This is a genomic window from Mycobacterium sp. NGS63 (assembly GCF_059812295.1).
Genome location: NZ_JCALCJ010000002.1, coordinates 588,246 through 609,406 on the forward strand (window position 1 = coordinate 588,246; position 21,161 = coordinate 609,406).

Annotated in this window: 20 protein-coding genes; 10 read left to right on the forward strand and 10 right to left on the reverse strand. The window is 68.7% G+C overall.

Features of this window, described 5'->3' with window-relative positions; translation table 11 throughout:
• Positions 1–3: 3 nt before the first annotated feature.
• The 3 genes from AC5Y4Z_RS06035 to AC5Y4Z_RS06045 all read right to left on the reverse strand — a co-directional run bounded on the left by AC5Y4Z_RS06035 (position 4) and on the right by AC5Y4Z_RS06045 (position 2,114).
• Positions 4–411 (reverse strand): hypothetical protein, encoded by a 408-nt coding sequence (locus tag AC5Y4Z_RS06035; protein WP_499961420.1) that lies wholly within the window; start codon positions 409–411, stop codon positions 4–6.
• A 130-nt stretch (positions 412–541) separates the two neighbouring features.
• Entirely contained in the window at positions 542–1,159 is a 618-nt protein-coding gene (locus AC5Y4Z_RS06040; protein ID WP_499961422.1) for a methyltransferase family protein, read from the reverse strand.
• 52 nt (positions 1,160–1,211) lie between these two features.
• Entirely contained in the window at positions 1,212–2,114 is a 903-nt protein-coding gene (locus AC5Y4Z_RS06045) for a ribokinase (RefSeq protein WP_499961423.1), read from the reverse strand.
• A 131-nt stretch (positions 2,115–2,245) separates the two neighbouring features.
• On the opposite strand from AC5Y4Z_RS06045, the gene AC5Y4Z_RS06050 reads away from it, so the two are divergent.
• From AC5Y4Z_RS06050 to AC5Y4Z_RS06070, 5 genes are all read left to right on the forward strand, one after another.
• Positions 2,246–4,489, forward strand: a complete 2,244-nt coding sequence (locus AC5Y4Z_RS06050) for an adenylate/guanylate cyclase domain-containing protein (RefSeq protein WP_499961425.1) — start codon at positions 2,246–2,248, stop codon at positions 4,487–4,489.
• Positions 4,489–5,892, forward strand: coding sequence for a mechanosensitive ion channel family protein (locus tag AC5Y4Z_RS06055; RefSeq protein ID WP_499961426.1), 1,404 nt, complete (start codon positions 4,489–4,491; stop codon positions 5,890–5,892). The genes AC5Y4Z_RS06050 and AC5Y4Z_RS06055 overlap by 1 nt, the downstream gene beginning before the upstream one ends.
• A gap of 69 nt (positions 5,893–5,961) precedes the next feature.
• Positions 5,962–7,209: a glutamate-5-semialdehyde dehydrogenase gene (locus AC5Y4Z_RS06060; protein ID WP_499961428.1), complete on the forward strand. Its 1,248-nt coding sequence runs from the start codon at positions 5,962–5,964 to the stop codon at positions 7,207–7,209.
• A 31-nt stretch (positions 7,210–7,240) separates the two neighbouring features.
• Positions 7,241–8,116 (forward strand): AAA family ATPase, encoded by an 876-nt coding sequence (locus AC5Y4Z_RS06065; RefSeq protein ID WP_499961430.1) that lies wholly within the window; start codon positions 7,241–7,243, stop codon positions 8,114–8,116.
• Positions 8,117–9,562 (forward strand): vWA domain-containing protein, encoded by a 1,446-nt coding sequence (locus AC5Y4Z_RS06070; protein WP_499961432.1) that lies wholly within the window; start codon positions 8,117–8,119, stop codon positions 9,560–9,562.
• A 76-nt stretch (positions 9,563–9,638) separates the two neighbouring features.
• On the opposite strand, the gene AC5Y4Z_RS06075 is transcribed toward AC5Y4Z_RS06070, so the two are convergent.
• Together AC5Y4Z_RS06075 and AC5Y4Z_RS06080 are read right to left on the reverse strand one after the other, a co-directional pair.
• Entirely contained in the window at positions 9,639–10,067 is a 429-nt protein-coding gene (locus AC5Y4Z_RS06075; RefSeq protein WP_499961434.1) for a type II toxin-antitoxin system VapC family toxin, read from the reverse strand.
• Positions 10,051–10,284, reverse strand: coding sequence for an AbrB/MazE/SpoVT family DNA-binding domain-containing protein (locus AC5Y4Z_RS06080; protein ID WP_499961436.1), 234 nt, complete (start codon positions 10,282–10,284; stop codon positions 10,051–10,053). The genes AC5Y4Z_RS06075 and AC5Y4Z_RS06080 overlap by 17 nt, the downstream gene beginning before the upstream one ends.
• 54 nt (positions 10,285–10,338) lie before the next feature.
• Between AC5Y4Z_RS06080 and nadD the strand changes: the two genes are divergently transcribed.
• The 5 genes from nadD to AC5Y4Z_RS06105 are packed head-to-tail and all read left to right on the forward strand — an operon-like array spanning position 10,339 to position 13,597.
• Positions 10,339–10,971, forward strand: a complete 633-nt coding sequence (gene nadD, locus AC5Y4Z_RS06085; RefSeq protein WP_499961860.1) for a nicotinate-nucleotide adenylyltransferase — start codon at positions 10,339–10,341, stop codon at positions 10,969–10,971.
• Positions 10,968–11,363 (forward strand): ribosome silencing factor, encoded by a 396-nt coding sequence (gene rsfS / locus AC5Y4Z_RS06090; protein WP_499961439.1) that lies wholly within the window; start codon positions 10,968–10,970, stop codon positions 11,361–11,363. Before nadD ends, rsfS begins: the two co-directional genes overlap by 4 nt.
• Positions 11,360–12,031 carry a glucosyl-3-phosphoglycerate phosphatase gene (gene gpgP, locus AC5Y4Z_RS06095; protein WP_499961441.1) on the forward strand — a complete coding sequence of 224 codons (672 nt, stop codon included), beginning with the start codon at positions 11,360–11,362 and terminating at the stop codon, positions 12,029–12,031. Before rsfS ends, gpgP begins: the two co-directional genes overlap by 4 nt.
• Entirely contained in the window at positions 12,021–12,758 is a 738-nt protein-coding gene (gene octT / locus AC5Y4Z_RS06100) for a diglucosylglycerate octanoyltransferase (protein WP_499961443.1), read from the forward strand. Before gpgP ends, octT begins: the two co-directional genes overlap by 11 nt.
• A 5-nt stretch (positions 12,759–12,763) precedes the next feature.
• The gene (locus AC5Y4Z_RS06105; RefSeq protein WP_499961446.1) at positions 12,764–13,597 is read left to right on the forward strand and encodes a DegV family protein; all 834 of its coding nucleotides are present in this window, start codon (positions 12,764–12,766) and stop codon (positions 13,595–13,597) included.
• Here the strand turns inward: AC5Y4Z_RS06105 and AC5Y4Z_RS06110 are convergent.
• From AC5Y4Z_RS06110 to pe, 5 genes are all read right to left on the reverse strand, one after another.
• Entirely contained in the window at positions 13,594–16,497 is a 2,904-nt protein-coding gene (locus AC5Y4Z_RS06110) for an MMPL/RND family transporter (RefSeq protein ID WP_499961450.1), read from the reverse strand. The genes AC5Y4Z_RS06105 and AC5Y4Z_RS06110 overlap by 4 nt on opposite strands.
• Positions 16,494–16,922: an MmpS family transport accessory protein gene (locus AC5Y4Z_RS06115; RefSeq protein WP_499961862.1), complete on the reverse strand. Its 429-nt coding sequence runs from the start codon at positions 16,920–16,922 to the stop codon at positions 16,494–16,496. The genes AC5Y4Z_RS06110 and AC5Y4Z_RS06115 overlap by 4 nt, the downstream gene beginning before the upstream one ends.
• 140 nt (positions 16,923–17,062) lie before the next feature.
• Positions 17,063–18,115 carry an NAD(P)H-dependent amine dehydrogenase family protein gene (locus AC5Y4Z_RS06120; RefSeq protein ID WP_499961454.1) on the reverse strand — a complete coding sequence of 351 codons (1,053 nt, stop codon included), beginning with the start codon at positions 18,113–18,115 and terminating at the stop codon, positions 17,063–17,065.
• Between the two features lie 85 nt (positions 18,116–18,200).
• On the reverse strand, positions 18,201–19,949 hold the full coding sequence (locus AC5Y4Z_RS06125; RefSeq protein WP_499961459.1) for an AMP-binding protein: 1,749 nt from the start codon (positions 19,947–19,949) through the stop codon (positions 18,201–18,203).
• A gap of 42 nt (positions 19,950–19,991) precedes the next feature.
• Positions 19,992–21,122 carry an acyltransferase PE gene (gene pe / locus AC5Y4Z_RS06130; protein ID WP_499961461.1) on the reverse strand — a complete coding sequence of 377 codons (1,131 nt, stop codon included), beginning with the start codon at positions 21,120–21,122 and terminating at the stop codon, positions 19,992–19,994.
• Positions 21,123–21,161: the final 39 nt, after the last annotated feature.

Sequence of the window (21,161 nt, forward strand, 5' to 3'; positions counted from 1 at the left end):
GGTCTACGCCCTCGCGCGGCGCCAGCCCTGGTACTGCAGCTCGGCGAACAACAGCGTGTAGGCGCCGGAGGCCAGCATGATGACCACGCCGGCGGCGGTCAACGGAAAGACGTCGGCGAGCACGAGGACGACGGCGCCCACGGTGTAGAGCAGGTTGGCGACGATCACCGCCATGCCGGCGCGGCGCACCGACGGCAGCGCGGCGAGGCCGAACACCACCACCCCGTAGGTGATCAGGAACGCGGCCATGCCGTATTCGAAGGATCTGGTGGTGCCTGACAGCCGCGCCAGCCAGCCGGCAAAGGGCACGCCGGCGAGGCCGCCGACCCCGCTGATGGCGGCGTCGGCGCGCATCGCCAGTCGAAGCAGCCCGTCGCGGGTTCCGGTGCGGTCAATGGTGGTGGCGGACATGGTTTTCCTTTCTGTCCTTGATCGCTGACACCGCCGAGGCTGGTCACAAACCGCTGCCAGATCGATGCCGCGCGCTGCCAGTTACTGCCAACCGCAGGTCAGCGGCCCGCGGTGGCGAGGCGGACAAACGTCAGCGAATGAGTCCCACGCCCGGGACGAACCGCCCCACACTGGCCGTGTAGGCGCGATAGGCGTCGCCGTGGGTCCGCAACAGGTACGGTTCCTCGACGCGGCGCACCTGCAACTCGATCGTGGTGACGAGCAGGACGAGGCCGGCGAGGGCAACGACATTCGGGGTCACCAGGGCGATGCCGATGCCGAACGTGAACATGGCGGTGTAGATCGGGTTGCGGATGCGCCCGAACACCCCGGTGTGCACCAGCGTGGTCGTCTCCTTCGTGTCCACGCCGATCCGCCAGGAATCACCCATCTCCAGTTGCGCGTACACCGTCGCCGCGATGCCCACCGTCGCCACCACGATGCCAAAGGTCTGGACCCAGACCTCGTTCAGCGGGCGGACGGGCTCAACGACCTTGAGCTCCTGCAGGATTGGGGCGCTCACCGCCACCGCGAGCGCGACGACGAAGCCGACCCCGGCGACGCGCTCCAGAAAACCGCCCGCGCTGATGCCGCGAAAGCCGGTGGAGCCGGTGCGCCGATACTGCAGCCAACTGCGCCAGCCGAACCCGAGCACGCCGAATATCGCGAAAAGCACGAGGGCCATGTCGGCGGCGGCTGTTGCTGGCATGCAGGTTCCCATGGCCTTTCCCATGACCGAAGTCATCGCGTGCGAGGTTACCTCAGCGGCTTTGCTCACCGGAAGCGTCCCGCAGCGCCGCGTCGATCGCCGCGGCGCGCGGTGCGCAGTCACCGGCGCCGGGCGCCAGGGTCGCCAGCGCGCCCGCGGCGCAGGCGCGCCGCAGCGCGGCCAGCCGCCCGGTCCGTGCCCCCGGATCGCCGCCGCCCTCACGCGGCCAGTGCGCGGCCAGCACCCCGGCGAACACGTCGCCCGCGCCCGCGGTGTCCACCGCGGTGACCGCCGGTGCCGGGACGGCGAACTCGCCGTCGGCGCCCGCGTAGCGGGCCCCGCGCGCACCCAGCGTGATCACCAAGTGGGTTGGCCGCCACGGCCATTGTGCGGCCTCGGCCTCGTTGGCGATCACCACGTCCGCGACCGCGGCCAATTCGGACAGGTGGTCGCGCTCGCCGCCGGCGGGTGAGGCGTTGACGATGACGGTCACCCCGGCCGAGTGGGCAGCGCGCGCCGCCGCGACCGCCGCCTGCACCGGAATCTCCAACTGGGTCAACAGCACATCGCAGTCGGCGATCACCTCGTGCGCGGCGGCGCCCAGCGTCAACCGCGCGTTCGCCCCGGGGGCCACCACGATGGCGTTCTCGGCGTCCGCGCCGACCACGACGACCGCCGTCCCGCTCGGCCCGGGCGTCGCCACCGTCGCGTCGAGCCCAACCCCGTTGGCCCGCAGGTGAGCCCGCAACAGGTCGGCGGCCGCGTCGTCGCCGACCGCGCCGACGAATTGGACGAGCGCGCCCGCGCGCGCCGCGGCCACGGCCTGGTTGGCGCCCTTGCCGCCGGGCGCGGTGGACAACGACGACGCGAGCACCGTCTCGCCCGGACGCGGTAGGGCGCCGACACCGAATGTCAGATCCATGTTCACGCTGCCGACCACGCAAACCCGCGCCATGGCGTCGACGTTAGTCGGGCGGCTGGACCGCTTTTGGCTGATCCTTTTGCTGCAATCGCCATTTTCGTGATCTTCGCGCGTTAGTCTGCTGCGTAATCGGTGCTAAATCCCGTAACGGGAAGGGAAAGCGATTGACATCGAGCGACCTGAAAGACGCCGAACGCGCCGCCGAAATTACCGCGCAAACCGCCCCGCAAAACGTTCCGGCAAGCGCGCCCGAATCCGCCCCCGCCGAAACGACTCTCAGGAGCCCGCGGCGGCCATTGCTGTGGCACCGTTTCCGGTTCGGTATCCAGTCCAAGATCCTGGTGGCGATGCTGCTGTCGGGCGTCCTCGGTGTGGGCGTGATCGGCCTCATCGGGGCGGTGTCGGGCCGCAACGCGTTGCGGGAAGTCGAGGCCGAGCGGCTGATCGAGTTGCGCGAGTCGCAAAAGAGGCAGATCCAGGCGCTCTTCCGGGAGGTGACGAATTCCCTGGTCGTCTATAGCGGCGGGTTCAGCGCGACCGAGGAGACGGCGGCGCTCACCGCCGGCTTCGGTCAGTTGGCCAACGCGACCATCAGCCCGGCCCAACAGCAGTCTCTGGTCGACTATTACGAGAAGCAGATGCTCGAGCCGATCAAGCGGACGACCGGCAACGTCATCGACCTCAACGCGGTCCTGCCGAGCTCGCCGGCGCAGCGGTACCTGCAGGCGTACTACACCGCGCCAGCCCGGCCGGCCAACGACTCGTTGCCCGTCGCGGACGCGGGCGACGGCAGCGCGTGGTCGGCGGCCAACGCCCGCTTCGACTTTTACATGCGCGGCATCGTCACCCGCTTCGACTATCGCGACGCGCTGCTGCTGGATTTGCAGGGCAACGTCGTCTACTCCGTCATGAAGGGGCCAGACCTCGGGACCAACATCCTCACCGGCCCGTATCGCGAATCCAATCTGCGCGACGCATACCAAAAGGCGCTGCGCTCCAACGACGTCGACTTCGTCTGGATCACCGACTTCCAGCCGTACCAGCCGGCGATCGACGCGCCCACGGCGTGGGTGGTGTCGCCCGTCGGGATGAACGGAAAGATCGACGGGGTCATGGCACTGCCGGTGCCGATCGCGAAGATCAACAAGATCATGACCGCCGACAAACACTGGCAGGCCGCCGGCATGGGTGCGGCCACCGAGACGTATCTGGTCGGCCCCGATGACCTGATGCGTTCGGATTCACGGGAATTCCTGGAAGACCCGCAGGAATACAAGCGCGACGCCATCGCCGCCGGCACCCCGCCGGACGTGGTGGAGAAGGCGATCCGGCTGGGGGGCACGACGTTGGTGCAACCGGTGCCGACCGCGGGCCTCAAGGCCGCCCAGCGCGGGGAAAGCGGCACCGTCAGCGCCACCGATTACATGGGCAATAGGGAGCTGGAAGCCTATGCCCCACTGGATATTCCGGACTCCGACCTGCATTGGTCGGTGCTGGCGACGCGCGACGACTCCGATGCCTTCGCGCGGCTGGGCAGGTTCAGCAAGACCCTCGTGATCGCGATCACCGCGCTGGTTTTCGCCATCTGCGTGGCCTCGATGATGATCGCGCAGGCGGCGGTGCGGCCGGTCCGGCGCCTGGAGGAGGGCACGCGCAAGATCAGCTCCGGCGACTATGACGTCAACATCCCGGTGATGGCGCGCGACGAAATCGGCGACCTCACCGCGGCGTTCAACGAAATGAGCCGCAACCTCGCGATCAAGGAGGAGCTGCTCAACCAGCAGCGCGGCGAAAACAACCGCCTGCTGCTGTCGCTGATGCCGGAGTCCGTCCTGCAGCGCTATCGCGAGGGCGAGTCCACCATCGCGCAGAAGCACCAGGACGTGGCGGTCATCTTCGCCGACATCGTCGGGCTCGACGAGCTGTCCAACGACCTTTCCGGCGACGAATTGGTGGGCATCGTCGACGAACTGTTCCGGCAGTTCGATTCCGCGGCCGAAGCCCTTGGCGTGGAACGCATTCGCACATTCCACAACGGCTACCTCGCCACCTGCGGGGTGATCGCCCCGCGGCTGGACAGCATTCACCGCAGCGTCGACTTCGGCGTCGAGATGCGGCATATCATCGACCGGTTCAACAGCCAGACGGGCCACGAGCTCGGCCTGCGGGTCGGCATCAACACCGGCAACGTCATCAGCGGGCTGGTGGGCCGGTCCAGCCTCGTCTACGACATGTGGGGCGCCGCGGTGAGCCTGGCCTACCAAATACACCGGGGCGCACCGCAGCCCGGCATCTACGTCAGCGCCCCGGTGTACGAGGCGATGCGCGACGTGCGGCAGTTCACGCCCGCCGGCACCATCTCGGTCGGCGGCGCCGACCAGACCATGTACCGGTTGTCGGAGCGATGATGAACGCCTGGCATTCGTCCTGGTTCTACTGGGCGGTCGGGATCGCCGTCGGGCTGCCGGTCGTGCTGATCTTTCTCACCGAGCTGCACCACACGCTGGCCCGCCGCAACAGCCGCCTGGCCCGTCAGGCCGGCCTGCTGCGCAACTATCTGGTGCCGCTGGGCGCGCTGCTGCTCCTGCTGGTCAAGGCCTCCCAGATCCCGGCCGGTGACGTCCCGGTCCGCCTGCTGACCACCGTGTTCGGCTTTTTGGTGCTGGTGTTGTTGCTCTCGGGACTCAACGCGACCGTATTCGAGGGCGCGCCCGAAGACAGCTGGCGCAAGCGGCTGCCGGCGATCTTCCTCGACGTGGGACGCGTCGCGCTGATCGGCGCGGGCCTGATGCTGATCCTGTCCTACGTCTGGGGGGTCCGGGTCGCCGGCCTGTTCACCGCGCTGGGCGTGACGTCGGTGGTCATCGGCCTGATGCTGCAGAACTCCGTCGGCCAGATCGTGTCCGGGTTGTTCATGCTCTTCGAGCAGCCCTTCCGGCTCAACGACTGGGTGGACACCGGGACGGCGCGGGGGCGCGTCGTCGAGGCGAACTGGCGGGCCGTGCACATCGACACCGGCGACGGGATGCGGGTCACGCCGAACTCGGTGCTGGCCACCACGGCGTTCACCAACCTCAGCCGCCCCCCGGGCAGCCACAAACTGGCGATGACAACCACGTTTTCGCCCGCCGACCCGCCCGACCAGGTGTGCGCGGTGCTCTCGCGCGTCGCGCTCGGGCTGCCGCAGCTCCGAAGCGACAGCGTGCCCCGCACGGTGCCCATCGGCGGCGGCGAGTACCGCACCTCCGTCGGGCTGAACTCGCCCGCCGACGACGGCGCCGCACGCGCGACGTTTCTGCGCTGGATCTGGTACGCCACGCGGCGCGAGGGACTGCATCTGGACAACAGCGACGACGACTATTCGACCCCCGAACGCGTGGAAAAGGCGGTGCGCACGGTGGTGGCGCCGGCGCTGCGGCTCAACGCCGACGAGCAGCGGGCGCTGTATTCCTGCGCGAAACTGGTGCGATTCGGCACCGACGAAACCGTGGAGTACCCCGGTCAGGTGCCCACGGGAATGACCTTCCTGATCGCCGGGCGCGTGCAGCTGACGGCCGCGGCCGACGATGGGTCGGTCGTGCCGATCACCACCCTGTCCGAGGGCTCGTTCCTGGGGCTGACGGCGCTGACCCGTCAGCCCAACACCGCGAGCGCCTACGCGCTCGACGAGGTCACCGCGCTGGTGATCGACCGCGAACACCTCGAACACCTGGTGATGCGAGAACCGTTGCTGCTGCAGAACTTCGGGCACATCCTCGAGGAGCGGCAGAGCAAGGTGCGCAAGGCCCGGCGCGGCGAGCTGGTACGCTGACGCGCCCCGGCGCGCGTGCGGTGCAGGGGCAGCCCAACTCGGCCGGCCGCGGACCGATACCCTGGTTCAATGAGTCTGCAAGCCCCATCGCGTCCTGACCTGCGCCGGGAGGTGCACAACGCCGCGCGCCGCGCCCGGGTCGCCGCCCGCTCGCTGGCGTTGCTGCCGACCGTCGCCAAGGACGTGGCGTTGCAGTCCGCGGCCGACGCGGTCGGCGCCCACCCCGAGCGCATCCTGGCCGCCAACGCCGAAGACCTCGAGGCCGCCCGGGCCGCCGGCACCCCGGCCGCGATGCTCGACCGGCTGGCGCTGGACGCCAAGCGCGTCGACGGCATCGCCGCCGGCCTGCGGCAGGTCGCCGGGCTGCCCGACCCGGTCGGCGAGGTGCTGCGCGGCTACACCCTGCCCAACGGGCTGCACCTGCGCCAGCAGCGGGTTCCGCTGGGCGTGGTCGGGATGATCTACGAGGGGCGGCCCAACGTCACCGTCGACGCGTTCGGCCTGGCGCTCAAGTCCGGCAATGCCGTGCTGCTGCGCGGGAGTTCGTCGGCGGCCAAGTCCAACCAGGCGCTCGTCGACGTGCTGCGGGCCTCGCTGGTCAGTGAGGACCTGCCCGCCGACGCGGTCCAACTGCTCTCGTCGGCCGACCGCGCCACGGTCACCCACCTGATCCAGGCCCGCGGCCTGGTCGACCTGGTGATCCCGCGCGGCGGGGCCAGCCTGATCGACGCGGTGGTGCGCGACGCCCAGGTGCCCACGATCGAGACGGGTGTGGGCAACTGCCACGTCTACGTGCACGAGGCCGCCGACCTGGAGGTGGCCGAGCGGATCCTGCTGAACTCCAAGACCCGCCGGCCCAGCGTCTGCAACGCCGCCGAGACGCTGCTGGTCGACGCGGCGATCGCCGGGGAGGCCATGCCGCGGCTGGTGGGCGTCCTGCAGGACGCCGGGGTGGCCGTGCACCTCAACCCCGACGAGGCCGACCTGCGCCGCGAATACCTGTCGATGGACATCGCGGTGGCGGTGGTCGACGGCGTCGACGCCGCGATCGACCACATCAACGAATACGGCACCGGGCACACCGAGGCCATCGTGACCACCAACATGGCCGCGGCGCAACGGTTTACCGACGGCGTCGACTCCGCCGCGGTGATGGTCAACGCCTCGACGGCGTTCACCGACGGCGAGCAGTTCGGGTTCGGCGCCGAGATCGGTATCTCGACGCAGAAGCTGCATGCGCGCGGCCCGATGGGGTTGCCGGAATTGACCTCGACCAAGTGGATCGCGTGGGGAGACGGGCACACCCGCCCGGCCTGACGACACCCAAAGCTTTAGGAGAACCCAGATCGTGACTGTGCCCGCCCGGCCCGCGCCGCTGTTCGCCGACATCGACGACGTCTCGCGACGGTTGGCCGAGACCGGTTACCTACCCGACACTGCCACCGCGACGGCGGTGTTCTTGGCCGACCGGCTCGGCAAGCCGTTGCTGGTGGAGGGCCCGGCCGGGGTCGGCAAGACCGAGCTGGCCCGCGCCATCGCCCAGGCCACCGGCTCGGGGCTGGTGCGCCTGCAGTGCTACGAGGGCGTCGACGAGGCGCGCGCGCTGTACGAGTGGAACCACGCCAAGCAGATCCTGCGCATTCAGGCCGGTTCGGGGGACTGGGACCAGACCAAGGACGACGTGTTCAGCGAGGAGTTCCTGCTGCAGCGCCCGCTGCTGACCGCCATCCGGCGCACCGACCCGACGGTGCTGCTCATCGACGAGACCGACAAGGCCGACATCGAGATCGAGGGCCTGCTGCTCGAGGTTTTGAGCGACTTCGCGGTGACCGTTCCCGAACTGGGCACCATCACCGCCGAGCGGACGCCGCTGGTGGTGCTGACGTCCAACGCCACCCGGGAGCTGTCCGAGGCCCTCAAGCGCCGCTGCCTGTTCTTGCACATCGACTTTCCGAGCCCCGACCTGGAACGCCGCATCCTGTTGTCCCGGGTCCCCGAGCTGCCCGCGCACCTGGCCGAGGAGCTGGTGCGCATCATCGGCGTGCTGCGCGGGATGCAGCTGAAGAAGGTGCCGTCCATCGCCGAGACGATCGACTGGGGCCGCACCCTGCTCGCCCTGGGCCTGGACACCATCGACGACGCGGTGGTCGCCCAGACGCTCGGTGTGGTCCTCAAGCACCAATCCGACCAGCAGCGCGCGGCCGGCGAGCTCAGGCTGAACTAGATGGCCGCCCGCCGCATCCGCCCCAGCCGCCCGCTCGCCCCGCACGGGCTGCCGGGCCACCTGGTCGGTTTCGTGGAAGCGCTTCGCGGAGCGGGGATCTCGGTGGGCCCGTCGGAGACGGTGGACGCCGGGCGGGTAATGGCCACCCTCGGCCTGGGCGACCGCGAGGTGCTGCGCGAGGGCATCGCCTGCGCGGTGCTGCGCCGCCCCGATCACCGCGAGACCTACGACGCCATGTTCGACCTGTGGTTCCCCGCGGCGCTGGGCGCAAGGGCGGTAGTCACAGAAGCCGAAGCCGACGAGTCCGGCGAGGCCTCCCTGCCGGCCGACGATGTCGAGGCGATGCGCCAGATGCTGCTGGACCTGCTCACCGAAAACCCCGAGCTGGCCGACATGGACGAGCGGCTGGTCGCGATGATCGCCCGGATCGTGGAGGCCTACGGCAAATACAGCTCGAGCCGCGGCCCGTCGTTCTCGTCGTATCAGGCGCTCAAGGCGATGGCGCTGGACGAGTTGGAGGGCAAGCTGCTCGCGGGGCTGCTGGCCCCCTACGGCGACGAACCCACGCCCACCCAGGAGCAGATCGCCAAAGCGCTTGCCGCGCAGCGGATCACGCAGCTGCGCAAGATGGTCGACGCTGAGACCAAGCGCCGCACCGCCGAGCAGCTCGGCCGCGACCACGTCCAGATGTACGGCATCCCACAGCTTTCCGAGAACGTCGAGTTCCTGCGCGCCTCGGGCGAGCAGCTGCGCCAGATGCAACGGGTCGTGGCGCCGCTGGCCCGCACCCTGGCCACCCGGCTGGCGGCGCGGCGGCGCCGCTCGCGGGCCGGGACGATCGACCTGCGCAAGACGCTGCGCAAGTCCATGTCCACCGGGGGCGTGCCGATCGACGTGGTGCTGGCCAAGCCCCGCCCGGCGCGCCCCGAACTGGTGGTGCTGTGCGACGTTTCGGGTTCGGTCGCCGGGTTCAGCCACTTCACCCTGCTGCTGGTGCACGCCCTGCGCCAACAGTTCTCCCGCGTCCGGGTGTTCGCGTTCATCGACACCACCGACGAGGTGACGCACATGTTCGGGCCCGAAGCCGACCTGGCCGTGGCGATCCAGCGCATCACCCGGGAGGCCGGCGTCTACAGCCGCGACGGGCACTCCGACTACGGCAACGCGTTCGTCTCGTTCCTGCAGGCCCACCCGAACGCGCTGTCGCCGCGCAGCTCGCTGCTGGTGCTGGGCGACGGGCGCACCAACTATCGCGACCCGGCCATCGACGTGCTGGCCGACATGGTGACCGCCAGCCGGCACGCGCACTGGCTCAACCCCGAGCCACGGCACCTGTGGGGCAGCGGCGACTCGGCGGTGCCGCGCTACCAGGATGTCATCGCGATGCACGAATGCCGCTCGGCCAAGCAACTGGCCGCCGTGATCGACCAGCTCCTGCCGGTGTGAATTCTGCCGCGAGAGTGCAACTGCAGACGGTGCCTCTCGGGGAATGCGTCGTCAGTGGCACTTTCGCGGTCGGCGCTCACCCAAGCAGCTCGACGTCCACTTCGAGCGTGCGATAGACCTCCATGGCGCGTCGGTCGCGGGTCGCGAGCGTGAGCCGATGCTCGTTCGCGACGGCGCCGACAAGTGCGTCATACACCGAGCCACCGGCGATGCCTGCCGTTCCGAGCGTCCCCAGGAGCGACGCGGCGGCAGCGGGGCGGAGGAACTTCGTTTCGGGGAAGGTGTTGGCAAGCAAGTGCGCCACCGTAGCCGGAGTCCGGCGAGCCGGCGGCGGCAGGCGTGTCAGCACGGAGAACGTTTCGAATGCGGCGTGGCCGGCCAGCCCCAAGGTCCGGCCGCGCAGCGCCTGGAAGGCGTCTTCGTGATGGTCGTGATCGGCCACCACCAGTGCGACGGCGACGCTCGTGTCAACGAGCACCGTTGCGGTTTTACCGCTGGTCGGCATCGCGCAGTGCCCGCACAAGGTCGTCGTTGATCTCCGCACCGCCGGCAGGTATGACGAAGCGCCCCTCGCGCTCTTCGAGCGAGTCGCCTGCGAGCGGCTCGACGCGCAGTGCCGCACCATCGGTCGTTACTTCGACCTCACCCGGCCGGAGTCCCAGATGGTCACGCAGCCGCTTAGGGATAACCAATCGTCCTGCCTTGTCAATGGTTGCCCGCATGCCTAAAACCTACCATCCATGCCACGGCTGACTACTCCAGTAAGCTGGCACATCGTGCAAAAGCGGCTGCGCAGGCTGGGAGTGATGGGCGGGACGTTCGATCCCATCCATTACGGCCACCTGGTCGCCGCCAGCGAGGTCGCCGACCTGTTCGACCTCGACGAAGTGGTGTTCGTGCCCAGCGGGCAGCCCTGGCAGAAGGACCGGAACGTCTCGGCCGCCGAGGACCGGTATCTGATGACGGTGATCGCCACCGCGTCCAATCCCCGCTTTTCGGTGAGCCGCGTCGACATCGACCGCGCCGGGCCGACCTACACCCGGGACACGCTGCGCGACCTGCACGCGCTGAACCCCGACTCCGAGCTGTACTTCATCACCGGCGCCGACGCGCTGGAGTCCATCCTGTCGTGGCAGGGCTGGGACGAGCTGTTCGCGCTGGCGCGTTTCATCGGCGTCAGCCGGCCCGGCTACGAACTGCGCCGCGAACACATCACCGCCGTGCTGGGCGAGCTGACCGAGGACGCGCTGACGCTGGTCGAGATTCCGGCGCTGGCGATCTCGTCGACCGACTGCCGCCGGCGGGCCGAGCAGCACCGCCCGCTGTGGTACCTGATGCCCGACGGCGTCGTGCAGTACGTCTCAAAGCGGCGGCTGTACACCAAGCCCGGCGGCGAGGGGTCCGCGTGAGCGCCACCCGGGAGGCGATCGACATGGCGACCGTCGCCGCCGGCGCGGCCGCCGCGAAACTCGCCAACGACGTCGTCGTCATAGACGTCTCGGGCCAACTGGTCATCACCGACTGCTTCGTCATCGCCTCGGCGTCCAACGAGCGGCAGGTCAACGCCATCGTCGACGAGGTCGAGGAGAAGATGCGCAGGGCGGGCTACAAGCCGGCGCGGCGCGAGGGCGCCCGCGAGGGGCGCTGGACCCTGCTGGACTACCGCGACATCGTCGTGCACATCCAGCATCAGGACGACCGCAACTTCTACGCGCTGGACCGGCTGTGGGGTGACTGCCCGACGGTGCCGGTGGACCTCGACGAACCGGGGGCGCCCGACGGGTCGGTGGGCGCGCCGTGAGAATCAGACGGCTGGTGATGCTGCGCCACGGCCAGACCGACTACAACCTCGGCAGCCGCATGCAGGGCCAGCTGGACACCCAGCTGAGCGAGTTGGGCCGCGCGCAGGCGGTCGCCGCCGCCGAGGTGCTGGGCAAGCTGCAGCCGCTGCTGATCGTGTCGTCGGATCTGCGGCGCGCCTACGACACGGCGGTCAAGCTGGGGGAGCGGACGGGCCTGCAGGTCCGGGTGGACGAGCGGATCCGGGAGACGCACCTCGGCGACTGGCAGGGCCTGACGCACTTGCAGATCGACGCGGAGGCACCCGGCGCCCGGCTGGCCTGGCGTGAGGACGCGACGCGGGCGCCGCATGGCGGCGAGAGCCGCGTCGACGTGGCCGCGCGGAGCCGGCCGTTGATCGCCGAACTGGTGTCCGGGGAGCCGGATTGGGGGGATTCGCAGCACCCGGATCGGCCGGTGGTGCTGGTCGCCCACGGCGGGTTGATCGCCGCGCTGTCGGCGGCGCTGCTGGGGCTGCCGGTGGCCAACTGGCCGATCCTGGGCGGCATGGGCAACGCGAGCTGGGTGCAGCTGTCCGGGCACTCCGACGATCGCGCCGACCTCGACGGCATCCGCTGGCGCCTCGACGTGTGGAACGCCTCGGCCCAGGTGGCGAACGATGTCCTCTGAATCCCGGCCGACGCTGCTGATATTCGCCGATTCGCTGTCCTATTACGGACCCACCGGCGGGCTGCCCGCCGACGATCCACGCATCTGGCCCAATATCGTTGCCGCCCAACTGGGTTGGGATGTGGAGCTGATCGGTCGGATCGGCTGGACCTGTCGCGACGTGTGGTGGGCGGCGACGCAGGACCCGCGGGCGTGGGCGGCGCTGCCCCGGGCGGGCGCGGTGATCTTTGCGACCGGCGGGATGGATTCGCTGCCGTCGGTGTTGCCGACCGCGCTGCGCGAGCTGATCCGCTACGTGCGCCCGCCGTGGCTGCGGCGCTGGGCCCGCGACGGCTACGCCTGGCTGCAGCCCAGGCTCTCGCCGGTGGCGCGGTCGGCGCTGCCGCCGCACCTGAGCGCCGAATACCTCGAACAGACCCGCGGCGCAATCGATTTCAACCGCCCCGGCATCCCGATCGTGGCGTCGCTGCCGTCGGTGCACATCGCCGAGACGTACGGCATGGCCCACCACGGCCGCGCGGGGACGGTCGCCGCGATCACCGACTGGGCGCACCAACACGACATTCCGCTGGTGGATCTCAAAGCCGCTGTGGCCGAACAGGTGATGAGCGGGCGCGGTAACCCCGACGGCATCCACTGGAATTTCGAGGCACACCAGGCGGTCGCGGAGCTGATGCTCAAGGCGCTGGCCGAAGCTGGGGTGTTCAACGAGAAGTCGCGCGGGTAGCGCTCGTGACTGTCGTGGTGGTGACCGATGCGTCGTCGCGGCTGCCCGCCGAGCTGCTCGAAAAGTGGGCGATCCGGGTCGTTCCGCTGCACATCCTGCTCGACGGCCACGACCTGCGCGACGGTGTGGACGACATTCCGGAGGACATCTACAAGCAGAACGCCACCACCGCGGCGGCCACCCCGGCCGAGTTGGCCAACGCCTACCAGCAGGCGCTGGCCGACAGCGGTGGCGACGGCGTTGTGGCGGTACACCTTTCGGCCGCACTGTCGGGAACCTGCGGCGCGGCCCAGCGGACGGCGGCCGACCTCGACGCCCACGTGCGGGTGATCGACTCGCGGTCGACCGCGATGGGCACGGGCTTCGTCGCGCTGGCCGCCGCCCGCGCGGCGGCCGCGGGTGGTGATTTAGACGCCGTCGCCGGCGCCGCGGCGTCGGCCGTGTCGCGCGGCCGCGCGTTCGTGGTGGTGCACCGGCTGGATAACCTGCGCCGCAGCGGGCGGATCGGCGGGGCCAAGGCGTGGCTGGGCACCGCGCTGTCCCTCAAGCCGCTGCTGCGCATCGACGACGGGAAACTCGTTCTGGCCCAACGGGTCCGCACCGTCACCCACGCCACCGCGGCGATGATCGACCGGGTCTGCGAGGCCGTCGGCGACGGCCCGGCCGCGCTGGCGGTGCACCACGTCGCCAACCCCGACGGCGCCAAGGAAGTGGCGGCGACGCTGGCGGAGCGGCTACCGGCGTGTGAGCGGGCGATCATCACCCCGCTAGGGCCGGTGCTCGCGCTGCACGTCGGCGCGGGGGCAGTGGCGGTCTGTCTGGAGCTTCCGGACGCCTAGGCCGGTACCGCGCGCCGCGCGTTGTCACCGCGCGGGTGCACGACCTGCGGCCACCAGAACCACCGCCCCAGCAGCGTCGCGATCGACGGCATCAGCAGCGTCCGCACGATCAGCGTGTCGAGCAGCAGGCCGATGCAGACCGTCGATCCGAACTGGCCGAGCACGCGCAGGTCGCTGCCCAGCATGGACGCCATGGTGAAGGCGAACACCAGGCCCGCCGCCGTCACCACCCCGCCGGTGCCGGCCATCGACCGGATGATCCCGGTCTTGAGGCCGGCGTGGATCTCCTCTTTGAACCGGGAGACCAGTAGCAGGTTGTAGTCGGAGCCGACGGCCAGCAGGATGATCACCGACAGCGCCATCACGATCCAGTGGATCCTGATGCCGAACAGGTCCTGCCAGATGAGCACCGACAGCCCGAACGACGCGGCGATCGAACTGGCCGCGGTCCCGACGATCACCAGCGCGGCGACCACGCTTCGGGTCAGCAGCAGCATGATCATGAAGATCAGCGTCAGCGACGCGATCACCGCGATCATCAGGTCGTATTTCTCGCCGTCGGCCATGTCCCGGAAGGTCGGGGCGGTGCCACCGAGATAGACCCGGGCGTCCGACAGCGACGACTGCTTGAGCCCTTCCTGGGCCGCCGTGCGCTCCGCGTCGACGCGCGAAATGCCTTCCGGCGTCATGGGATCGCTCTGGTGGGTGATGAAGAACCGCGCCGACTTACCGTCGGGGGACAGGAACATCCGCAGGCCGGTCTGGAAGTCCGGGTTGTCGAAGGCCTCCGGCGGCAGGTAGAAGAAGTCGTCGTTCTTGGAGGCGTCGAAGCTCTGGCCCATGACGATGGCGGTGTTGCTCATGGCGTCCATCTGGTTGAGCATCGCCGAGAACGTCTGGTACAGCGTCAGCGTGATGCCCTTGGTGGTCTTCAGCGTCGAGATCATCGTGGGGATGATCACCAGCATCTCGTGGGTCGCGGCGGCGGTGCGGTTGATGTCCGCCGACAGCTCGTGGAACTTCCCGGCGAGCTCGTCGAACCCGTCCAGCGAGTCCCACAGGGACCGGATCGACCAGCACATCGGGATGTCGAAGCAGTGCTTCTCCCAATAGAAGTACGACTTGATCGGCCGCCAGAAGTCGTCGAAATCGGCGATGTGGTTGCGCAGTTCGTCGGTGATCTGCGACGTTTCCTCCGTCGTCTTGGCGCTGTCGTCGGCGGCACTGGACAGGTCCTTGGTGATCGCGTACAGCCGCTCGGTGTAGTTGATCTGGACCTGCAACTCGTCGGCCATCTTGAGGATGTCGCCCATGCGGTCCTTGAGGAAGGACATGTTCTGCATGGTCGTCTGGCTTTGCATGCTGTTCTGGAACGGGATCGAGCTGTGCTGAATCGGAATGCCCAGCGGCCTGGTGATGTCCTGGACCATGGCGATGCCGAGCGTGCGCATCTCGTTCTTGGCGACGCGATCCAACACCAGCATGTCGGCCGGGTTGCGCATGTCGTGGTCGGACTCGACCATCAGCATGTCGGGGTTCATCCGGGCCTGCGAGAAATGCCGGTCCGCGGCCGCCTGCCCGAGATTCGACGGGGCCGAGGTCGGCAGGTAGTAACGGTCGTTGTAGCTGGTCTTGTAGCTCGGCAGCGCGACCATGCCGACCAGGACGACGGCGGCGCTGACGGCCAAAACCGGTGCGGGCCAACGCACTACCGCGGTGCCCACCCGTCGCCACAGCCCGCTTCGCTTGACCGCCCGTTTGGACTCGAAGAGATGGAAGCGGCTGCCGATGAAGACCACCGCGGGCCCCAGCGTCAGCCCGGCCAGCACCACGACCAGCATCCCGATCGCCACCGGGGCGCCCATGGTGTTGAACCACGGCAGCCGCGTGAAACTCAGGCAGTAGGTCGCGCCGGCAATGGTCAGGCCCGAGCCCAACACCACCGGGGCGACGCCCTTAAACGTGGTGTAGTACGCGGTTTCTCGGTCCTCGCCGGCGCGCAGCGCCTCCTGATAGCGGCCGATGAGGAAGATCCCGTAGTCCGTCCCGGCCGCGATCGCCAGCATGGTGAGGATGTTGGCGGCGAACGTGGTGAGCCCGAATGCGTTGTGATACGCCAGAACCGCGACGACGCCTCGTGAGCAGGCCAGGGCGACAAAGGTCATGAACAGCTGGACGAGCGTCGTGACGATGGACCGGTAGACCAGCAGCAACATGATGGCGATCGCGCCCAGGGTGAACAGCGTGATCTTGGCCAGGCTGGCGTTGCCGATGATGTGCATGTCGTCGGACAGGGCCGCGGGACCGGTGACGTACGCCTTCACGCCGGGCGGCGCCTTGTTGTCGTCGATCACCTTGCGCACCGCGTCCACCGACTCGTTGGCCAGCGTGGTGCCCTGGTTGCCGGCCAGGTTGATCATCACGTAGGCGCCCTTGGCGTCCGCGCTCTGCGCGCCGGCCGCGGTGAGCCGGTCGCCCCAGAAGTCCTGGATGTGCTGGATGTGCTTGGGATCCTGGCGGAGGTCTCGAATCAGCTTGTCGTAGTAGCGGTGTGCGTCTTGGCCCAGGGGCTGTTGGCCCTCCAAGACGATCATCACCGTGCTGTTGGAATCGAATTCGTGGAAGTTGTGGCCCAGGCGCATCATCGCCTTCATCGACGGCGCGTCCAGCGGGGTCATCGGCGCCGAGTGCGCCTCGCCGACCTTTTCCAGCGTCGGAACGATGACGTTCACCAGGACCGTCACGAACACCCAGACCAGGATGATCGGGATCGCGAAGATGCGGATCGCATGGGGCAGGTAGGGGCGGTGGCCGCGCTCGGCCTTGGACAGGCCCCGGGTGCTGATCGGGCCCGTGTCCGCGGTGCTCACGTCGCGGTCCATCTTGTTGATCTCGGTCATGCGGACTTCACCAGGCAGAAGGTCTGGGCGTTATGGCCGTCGGAATTCTGGTGGTCGCGGACCACACCGTCCACGATGATCTTGCAGTCGATCCGGCTGCCGTCGCTTTGCGCCATGATGTTGGCGCTCACCGACGGCAGCGTGGTCGAGATCGTGGTCGACCACGGCAGCGGGACGTTGTTGATCTGATGGGTGTTCGCGTTCTCGTCCCAGTAGTTGATGTTGGCGGTGGCGCCGGGCGGGCCGGAGATCTCGTAGACGACGACCTTCGGGTTGAACTGCACGATCTCGATCCCCTTGCCGGCGTTTGTGTTGAGGTCCTCCGAGCCGAAGAGCTTGTGCAGCCGCGACACGACCAATCCCGACACCGCCAGCACGACCACCAGCACCAGCGGTATCCAGGCCCGCTTGACGGCGCGGGTCATGGCGCCGGCATTCGGTTTAGCCACCTGACCGCCTTCCCCTCGCCGCTGCGCGGCCCCGCCGTCGCGTTGCCGGCAGAACCTTTGCTCAGCTAAGCATCGTAGACCTTAAGGCACGAAGCCGTTCCTCCGGGGGCGCCCGTCTAGCGCGGCACCCGGCCGGTGACCGGCGGCAAATCGGCGAGCGTCACGATCCCCGGTCTGGCCGCCACCACCGCCGGAACTGCATTGGTAACCGGCATCGCGGTGTAGATCATTCCCAGTCCCATGAATCCGGGCTCCGTCCAATCCTTCGGCGGCAGGCAGTGCAGGACGGTGCGCATGTTGGGCAACCCGAACACCTGGATGACGTGGCCGTGTTCGAGGGGCTTGGGCGGAACCACGTGGCTGCCCATGGTCCAGTTGAACCCGACGCTGACGACGTTGCGGTCCCCCTCCCAGCCGCGGTGGTAGCCGTAGACGCTGCCGACCGTTCCCGCGGGGATCTTCATGAAGCCGAGGTCGGAATCGGCGGTGGCCGCGGTGAAGGTGACGTCGAAGGTCATCCGGTCCAGCTTGGCGCCGATCGCGTCGGCCATCATCGCCGCCGACTCCGCGAACACCTCGCTTTCCCTTCGGACGCTCTCGGCCAGCCCGGGGGTGTCGGGATCCTGCGAGAACCCCATCGCCGTCTGGGTTTCCGCCGACTCGTAGGTCGAGCAGTCCACCGACTCGGTGATGCGGATCTCGTCGACGCGCTCGCAGGAGGCGGACAGCACCATGCCGACCATGTTCGTCATGCCGGGATGCGCGCCGCTGCCGAAGATCGTCGAACCGCCCCGCCGGCAGGCGTCCTCGATGCGCTTGCGGTCCTCCGGTGTCTGCTTGCCGCCGGTGATCCAGGCGGCGCTGGTGCACACATTGACGCCCGACTCGAGCAGCAGCACGAGTTCGTCAAGGTTGGGCCACAACGGGTTATAGCAACACGCGTCCGGCCGCAGGGCCACCAGCGCGTCGATGTCGTTGGTGGCCTTGACTCCCGTGGGCTCGGGCCAGCCGGCAAGCTCGGCGGCGTCCACGCCCACCTTGTCCTGGCCGTGGGCGTAGACGCCGACGAGTTCCATGTCCGGCCTGCCGATGATGGCGTGCAGCGACCGCCGCCCGATGTTGCCGGTCGTCCACTGGATCACACGAAACGGTCGGTCTGCGCTGCTCATCGGGGGCTCCTTTGCCGGTGCGGTTGACACATTATGAGCAACCGGGGTTGCCGTGCACGCGAGCCGGGCGCTCCCAGCGGCGGGATCAGGCGTCCAAGCGGGTGAACTGGTCCTGACGGTACTGCTCGACGCAGGCGGCGCGCCGGATCTTGCCGCTCGTCGTGGTGGGGATGGATCCGGGCTGCACCAGCACGAGGTCGCCGACGTTCAAGCCGTGCGCGTTGGAGATCGCGGAGGTGACGTCGCTCTTGACGCAGGTGAGCCAGCGCGTCGCGTCCTCGTCGGAATCGCCGCGCTTCTTGAGCTCGATGACGGTGACCAGCTTCTCGGTGCTGTGCACCGGAACCGAGATCGCCGCGACCCGCCCGCCGGTGATCTCCTGGACCGTGGCCTCGATGTCCTCGGGGTAGTGATTGCGCCCGCGGATGATCAGCAGATCCTTGATGCGCCCGACGATGTACAGCGCGCCCTCGCAGAGGAAACCCAGGTCGCCGGTCCTCAGCCAGGGCCCGTCCGGGGTGCCCGGCGACGGGTCCATCAGCCTTGCGCCGAAGCAGCGCTGCTCCTCCGGCGGTTTGCGCCAGTAGCCGTCGGCGACGTTGGGCCCCGCTATCCAGATCTCGCCGACGGAGCCCGGCGGCAGCTCGCGATGGGTGTCGGCGTCGACGATCCGCAGCGTGGGTGATTGCGGCACTTGGTATTTGACCAACTCCGTGCCGGTCCCGCCCGGACATCGCCGGGCGCGGCCCGCGGACAGCTCCTCGAGATCGAAACGTGCCGCGTCCGCTGACTCGCTCCACATGCCGGCCGTCACGAAGACGGTCGCCTCGGCCAACCCGTACGAGGGACGCATCATGTGGTCCCGAAAGTTGAAGTGGGCGAACCGATCAACGAAACGGTGCAGCGTGGCCGGCTCGACCCGTTCGGCGCCGCTAATGATGCCCACCACCCCACCGAGGTCGAGGCCGTCCAGGTCGTGGTCGGTGGTCTTGCGGGCCGCCAGGGCGAACGCGAAATTGGGCGCCGCCGACCACGTAGACGGGCTTCCGGCCAACGATCGCACCCATCTGGCCGGCCGTTCCAAGAACGCGACGGGGCTCATCAGTTCACCGCGGTAGCCGCCCAGGATCGGCGCGCAGACCCCCAGCACCAGACCCATGTCGTGGTAGAAGGGCAACCACGAAACGATGGTGAGGTTCGCGGGGGCCTTGACGTGGGAGTCGGCGAAGAAGCTGCGCATCAGCTGCTCGAAATTGACCTTCAGATTGCGGTGCGAGATCATCACCCCGGCCGGCAGCCGGGTCGAGCCAGAGCTGTACTGCAGGTAGGCGATGCTGGGGAAATCGGCTGTGGGACCGGCCATTCCGCCGTCGGCGTCCAGGTTCATCGAGTCGACCTCGACGATCGTGGGCGCGGTTTCCAGGCCCGCCCGGTCCACGTATTCGCGGATGTCCTCCGCGACCGCCGACGTGGTGAGCACCACCGCGGGCGACGCGTCGGCGAGCACCGCACCGACGCGCTCGTGGCTCGAGCCGCGGTGCGGCAACGGGAGCGGAACCGCGATCAGCCCGGCCTGCATGGATCCCAGGAACGCCACGATGTAATCGAGGCTCTGGGGAGCCAGGATCACCGCCCGGTCTCCGGCCGATCCGTGCAGGGCGAGCCCGCGTGCGAGGTTCAGCGTTCGGCGCGACAGCTGCGACCACGTCAGCTCCTCGCGGACCCCCTCGGGGTCCTCGGCGTAGTCGATGAACGTGAACGCGACGTCGTTGGGCCGCAGGCTGGCACGTCCGTGCAGCATCGACAGGATGGATGAATGGGGCGCAGGCGTCACGTTACGTCCGTACTCGCTTGGTCGAACAGGTCGGTTCTTCGGTCAGTGGTCCGCTTGGCCCGGGGCGTGCGACAACACGGACAACGCACCCGCGAGGATCTGCGAGAACGGGTCGGCGCCGCCACCGAAGGTCGCCTGGTTGGCCGGCGCGGTGACTTCCGCCGGATCGAAGCCGTGCACCGGGTCGACCTGGATCGGGGCGGTCGACGGGTCGTCGTTGCGCGAATAGCCGGCGTTCACGCGGGGGATCAGGATTGCGTCGAGCTTGTTCAGCGTGTCCTCGGGGATCCCGATGTATTTCAGCGGCATCACCAGCGGCAAGTGCTTCTCCGGGACCATGATCGTGGTGTCTTTCGCGCCCCTGGAGTTGATCGTGGACCTGATGTTCTGGGGCGGCACCATGCTCGGGTTGGTGAAGGCCACCGCGGTGTGGCCGGTGGCCAGGCCCATCAGCGTGTTGGCGAACGCGAACAAGTTGTCCGGCCGGTCGGGGAAGTCCGCGATCGAGTCGTATGCGGCGACGAACCTGTTGGTGTCGTACTGGCTCTCGTAGGGCGGCGGCATGGTGTAGTCCAGCGCGGGAACGGTGCTGCCGACCGGGAACATGGCGGTCAGGAAACTCTGGCCGAAGGCGTGATGCCCGATCGGGTCACCGAACGTGGCGAAGTTCAGCGTGTTCGGCGGCGGAGCGGTCGGATCGGTCGCCAGCCGGGCCTGCGCGCCGTCGACCACGAACCCGCCCTCGGACAGCCCGATGGCCGTTCCCGGGCGACCGGTCTTGATCGCGGCAACCAGGTTGTCCACTCCCACGTCGACCGACTCGCCAACGCTGGGGCCGTCCAGACCCAAACCGGGGAAGATCTCGTCGCCGACCTTGCCGATGCCGGGGAAGAGCCGCTCGAGGACGTGGCCCTGAACCTGCCCCGCCGGGTAGCCGATGATTTCGCGCTTCTGGCCGGGGAACCACTGGGCGCCCTCCTGGCGGATGTACTCGTCGTAGGGGATGCCCAGGACGTGCGCGCCGCCGAGGGCGAACGCGGTCTGGTCGCCCGGCGCCCCGGGGGTCGGCGGACCGCCGATCGGCGTGTCGTCGGCCGTCGCGGTGTTCACGCCGAAACACCCTGTGGCGCCGACAGTTACCAACGCAGTGACTCCTGCGAGGAGTTTCCTCATCCCTACCCCTGACCGATCGGCTTCTCTAGTTTCACATAC

What these genes read in the sequence shown, in the direction of transcription:
- AC5Y4Z_RS06115 (WP_499961862.1), bottom strand. Translation starts at nt 16,922, where the DNA reads ATGACCCGCGCCGTCAAGCGGGCCTGGATACCGCTGGTGCTGGTGGTC.
- octT (WP_499961443.1), top strand. Translation starts at nt 12,021, where the DNA reads ATGTCCTCTGAATCCCGGCCGACGCTGCTGATATTCGCCGATTCGCTG.
- AC5Y4Z_RS06035 (WP_499961420.1), bottom strand. Translation starts at nt 411, where the DNA reads ATGTCCGCCACCACCATTGACCGCACCGGAACCCGCGACGGGCTGCTT.
- AC5Y4Z_RS06120 (WP_499961454.1), bottom strand. Translation starts at nt 18,115, where the DNA reads ATGAGCAGCGCAGACCGACCGTTTCGTGTGATCCAGTGGACGACCGGC.
- AC5Y4Z_RS06080 (WP_499961436.1), bottom strand. Translation starts at nt 10,284, where the DNA reads ATGCGGGCAACCATTGACAAGGCAGGACGATTGGTTATCCCTAAGCGG.
- AC5Y4Z_RS06040 (WP_499961422.1), bottom strand. Translation starts at nt 1,159, where the DNA reads ATGCCAGCAACAGCCGCCGCCGACATGGCCCTCGTGCTTTTCGCGATA.
- AC5Y4Z_RS06070 (WP_499961432.1), top strand. Translation starts at nt 8,117, where the DNA reads ATGGCCGCCCGCCGCATCCGCCCCAGCCGCCCGCTCGCCCCGCACGGG.
- pe (WP_499961461.1), bottom strand. Translation starts at nt 21,122, where the DNA reads ATGAGGAAACTCCTCGCAGGAGTCACTGCGTTGGTAACTGTCGGCGCC.
- AC5Y4Z_RS06075 (WP_499961434.1), bottom strand. Translation starts at nt 10,067, where the DNA reads ATGCCGACCAGCGGTAAAACCGCAACGGTGCTCGTTGACACGAGCGTC.
- AC5Y4Z_RS06055 (WP_499961426.1), top strand. Translation starts at nt 4,489, where the DNA reads ATGAACGCCTGGCATTCGTCCTGGTTCTACTGGGCGGTCGGGATCGCC.
- AC5Y4Z_RS06060 (WP_499961428.1), top strand. Translation starts at nt 5,962, where the DNA reads ATGAGTCTGCAAGCCCCATCGCGTCCTGACCTGCGCCGGGAGGTGCAC.
- AC5Y4Z_RS06110 (WP_499961450.1), bottom strand. Translation starts at nt 16,497, where the DNA reads ATGACCGAGATCAACAAGATGGACCGCGACGTGAGCACCGCGGACACG.
- AC5Y4Z_RS06045 (WP_499961423.1), bottom strand. Translation starts at nt 2,114, where the DNA reads ATGGCGCGGGTTTGCGTGGTCGGCAGCGTGAACATGGATCTGACATTC.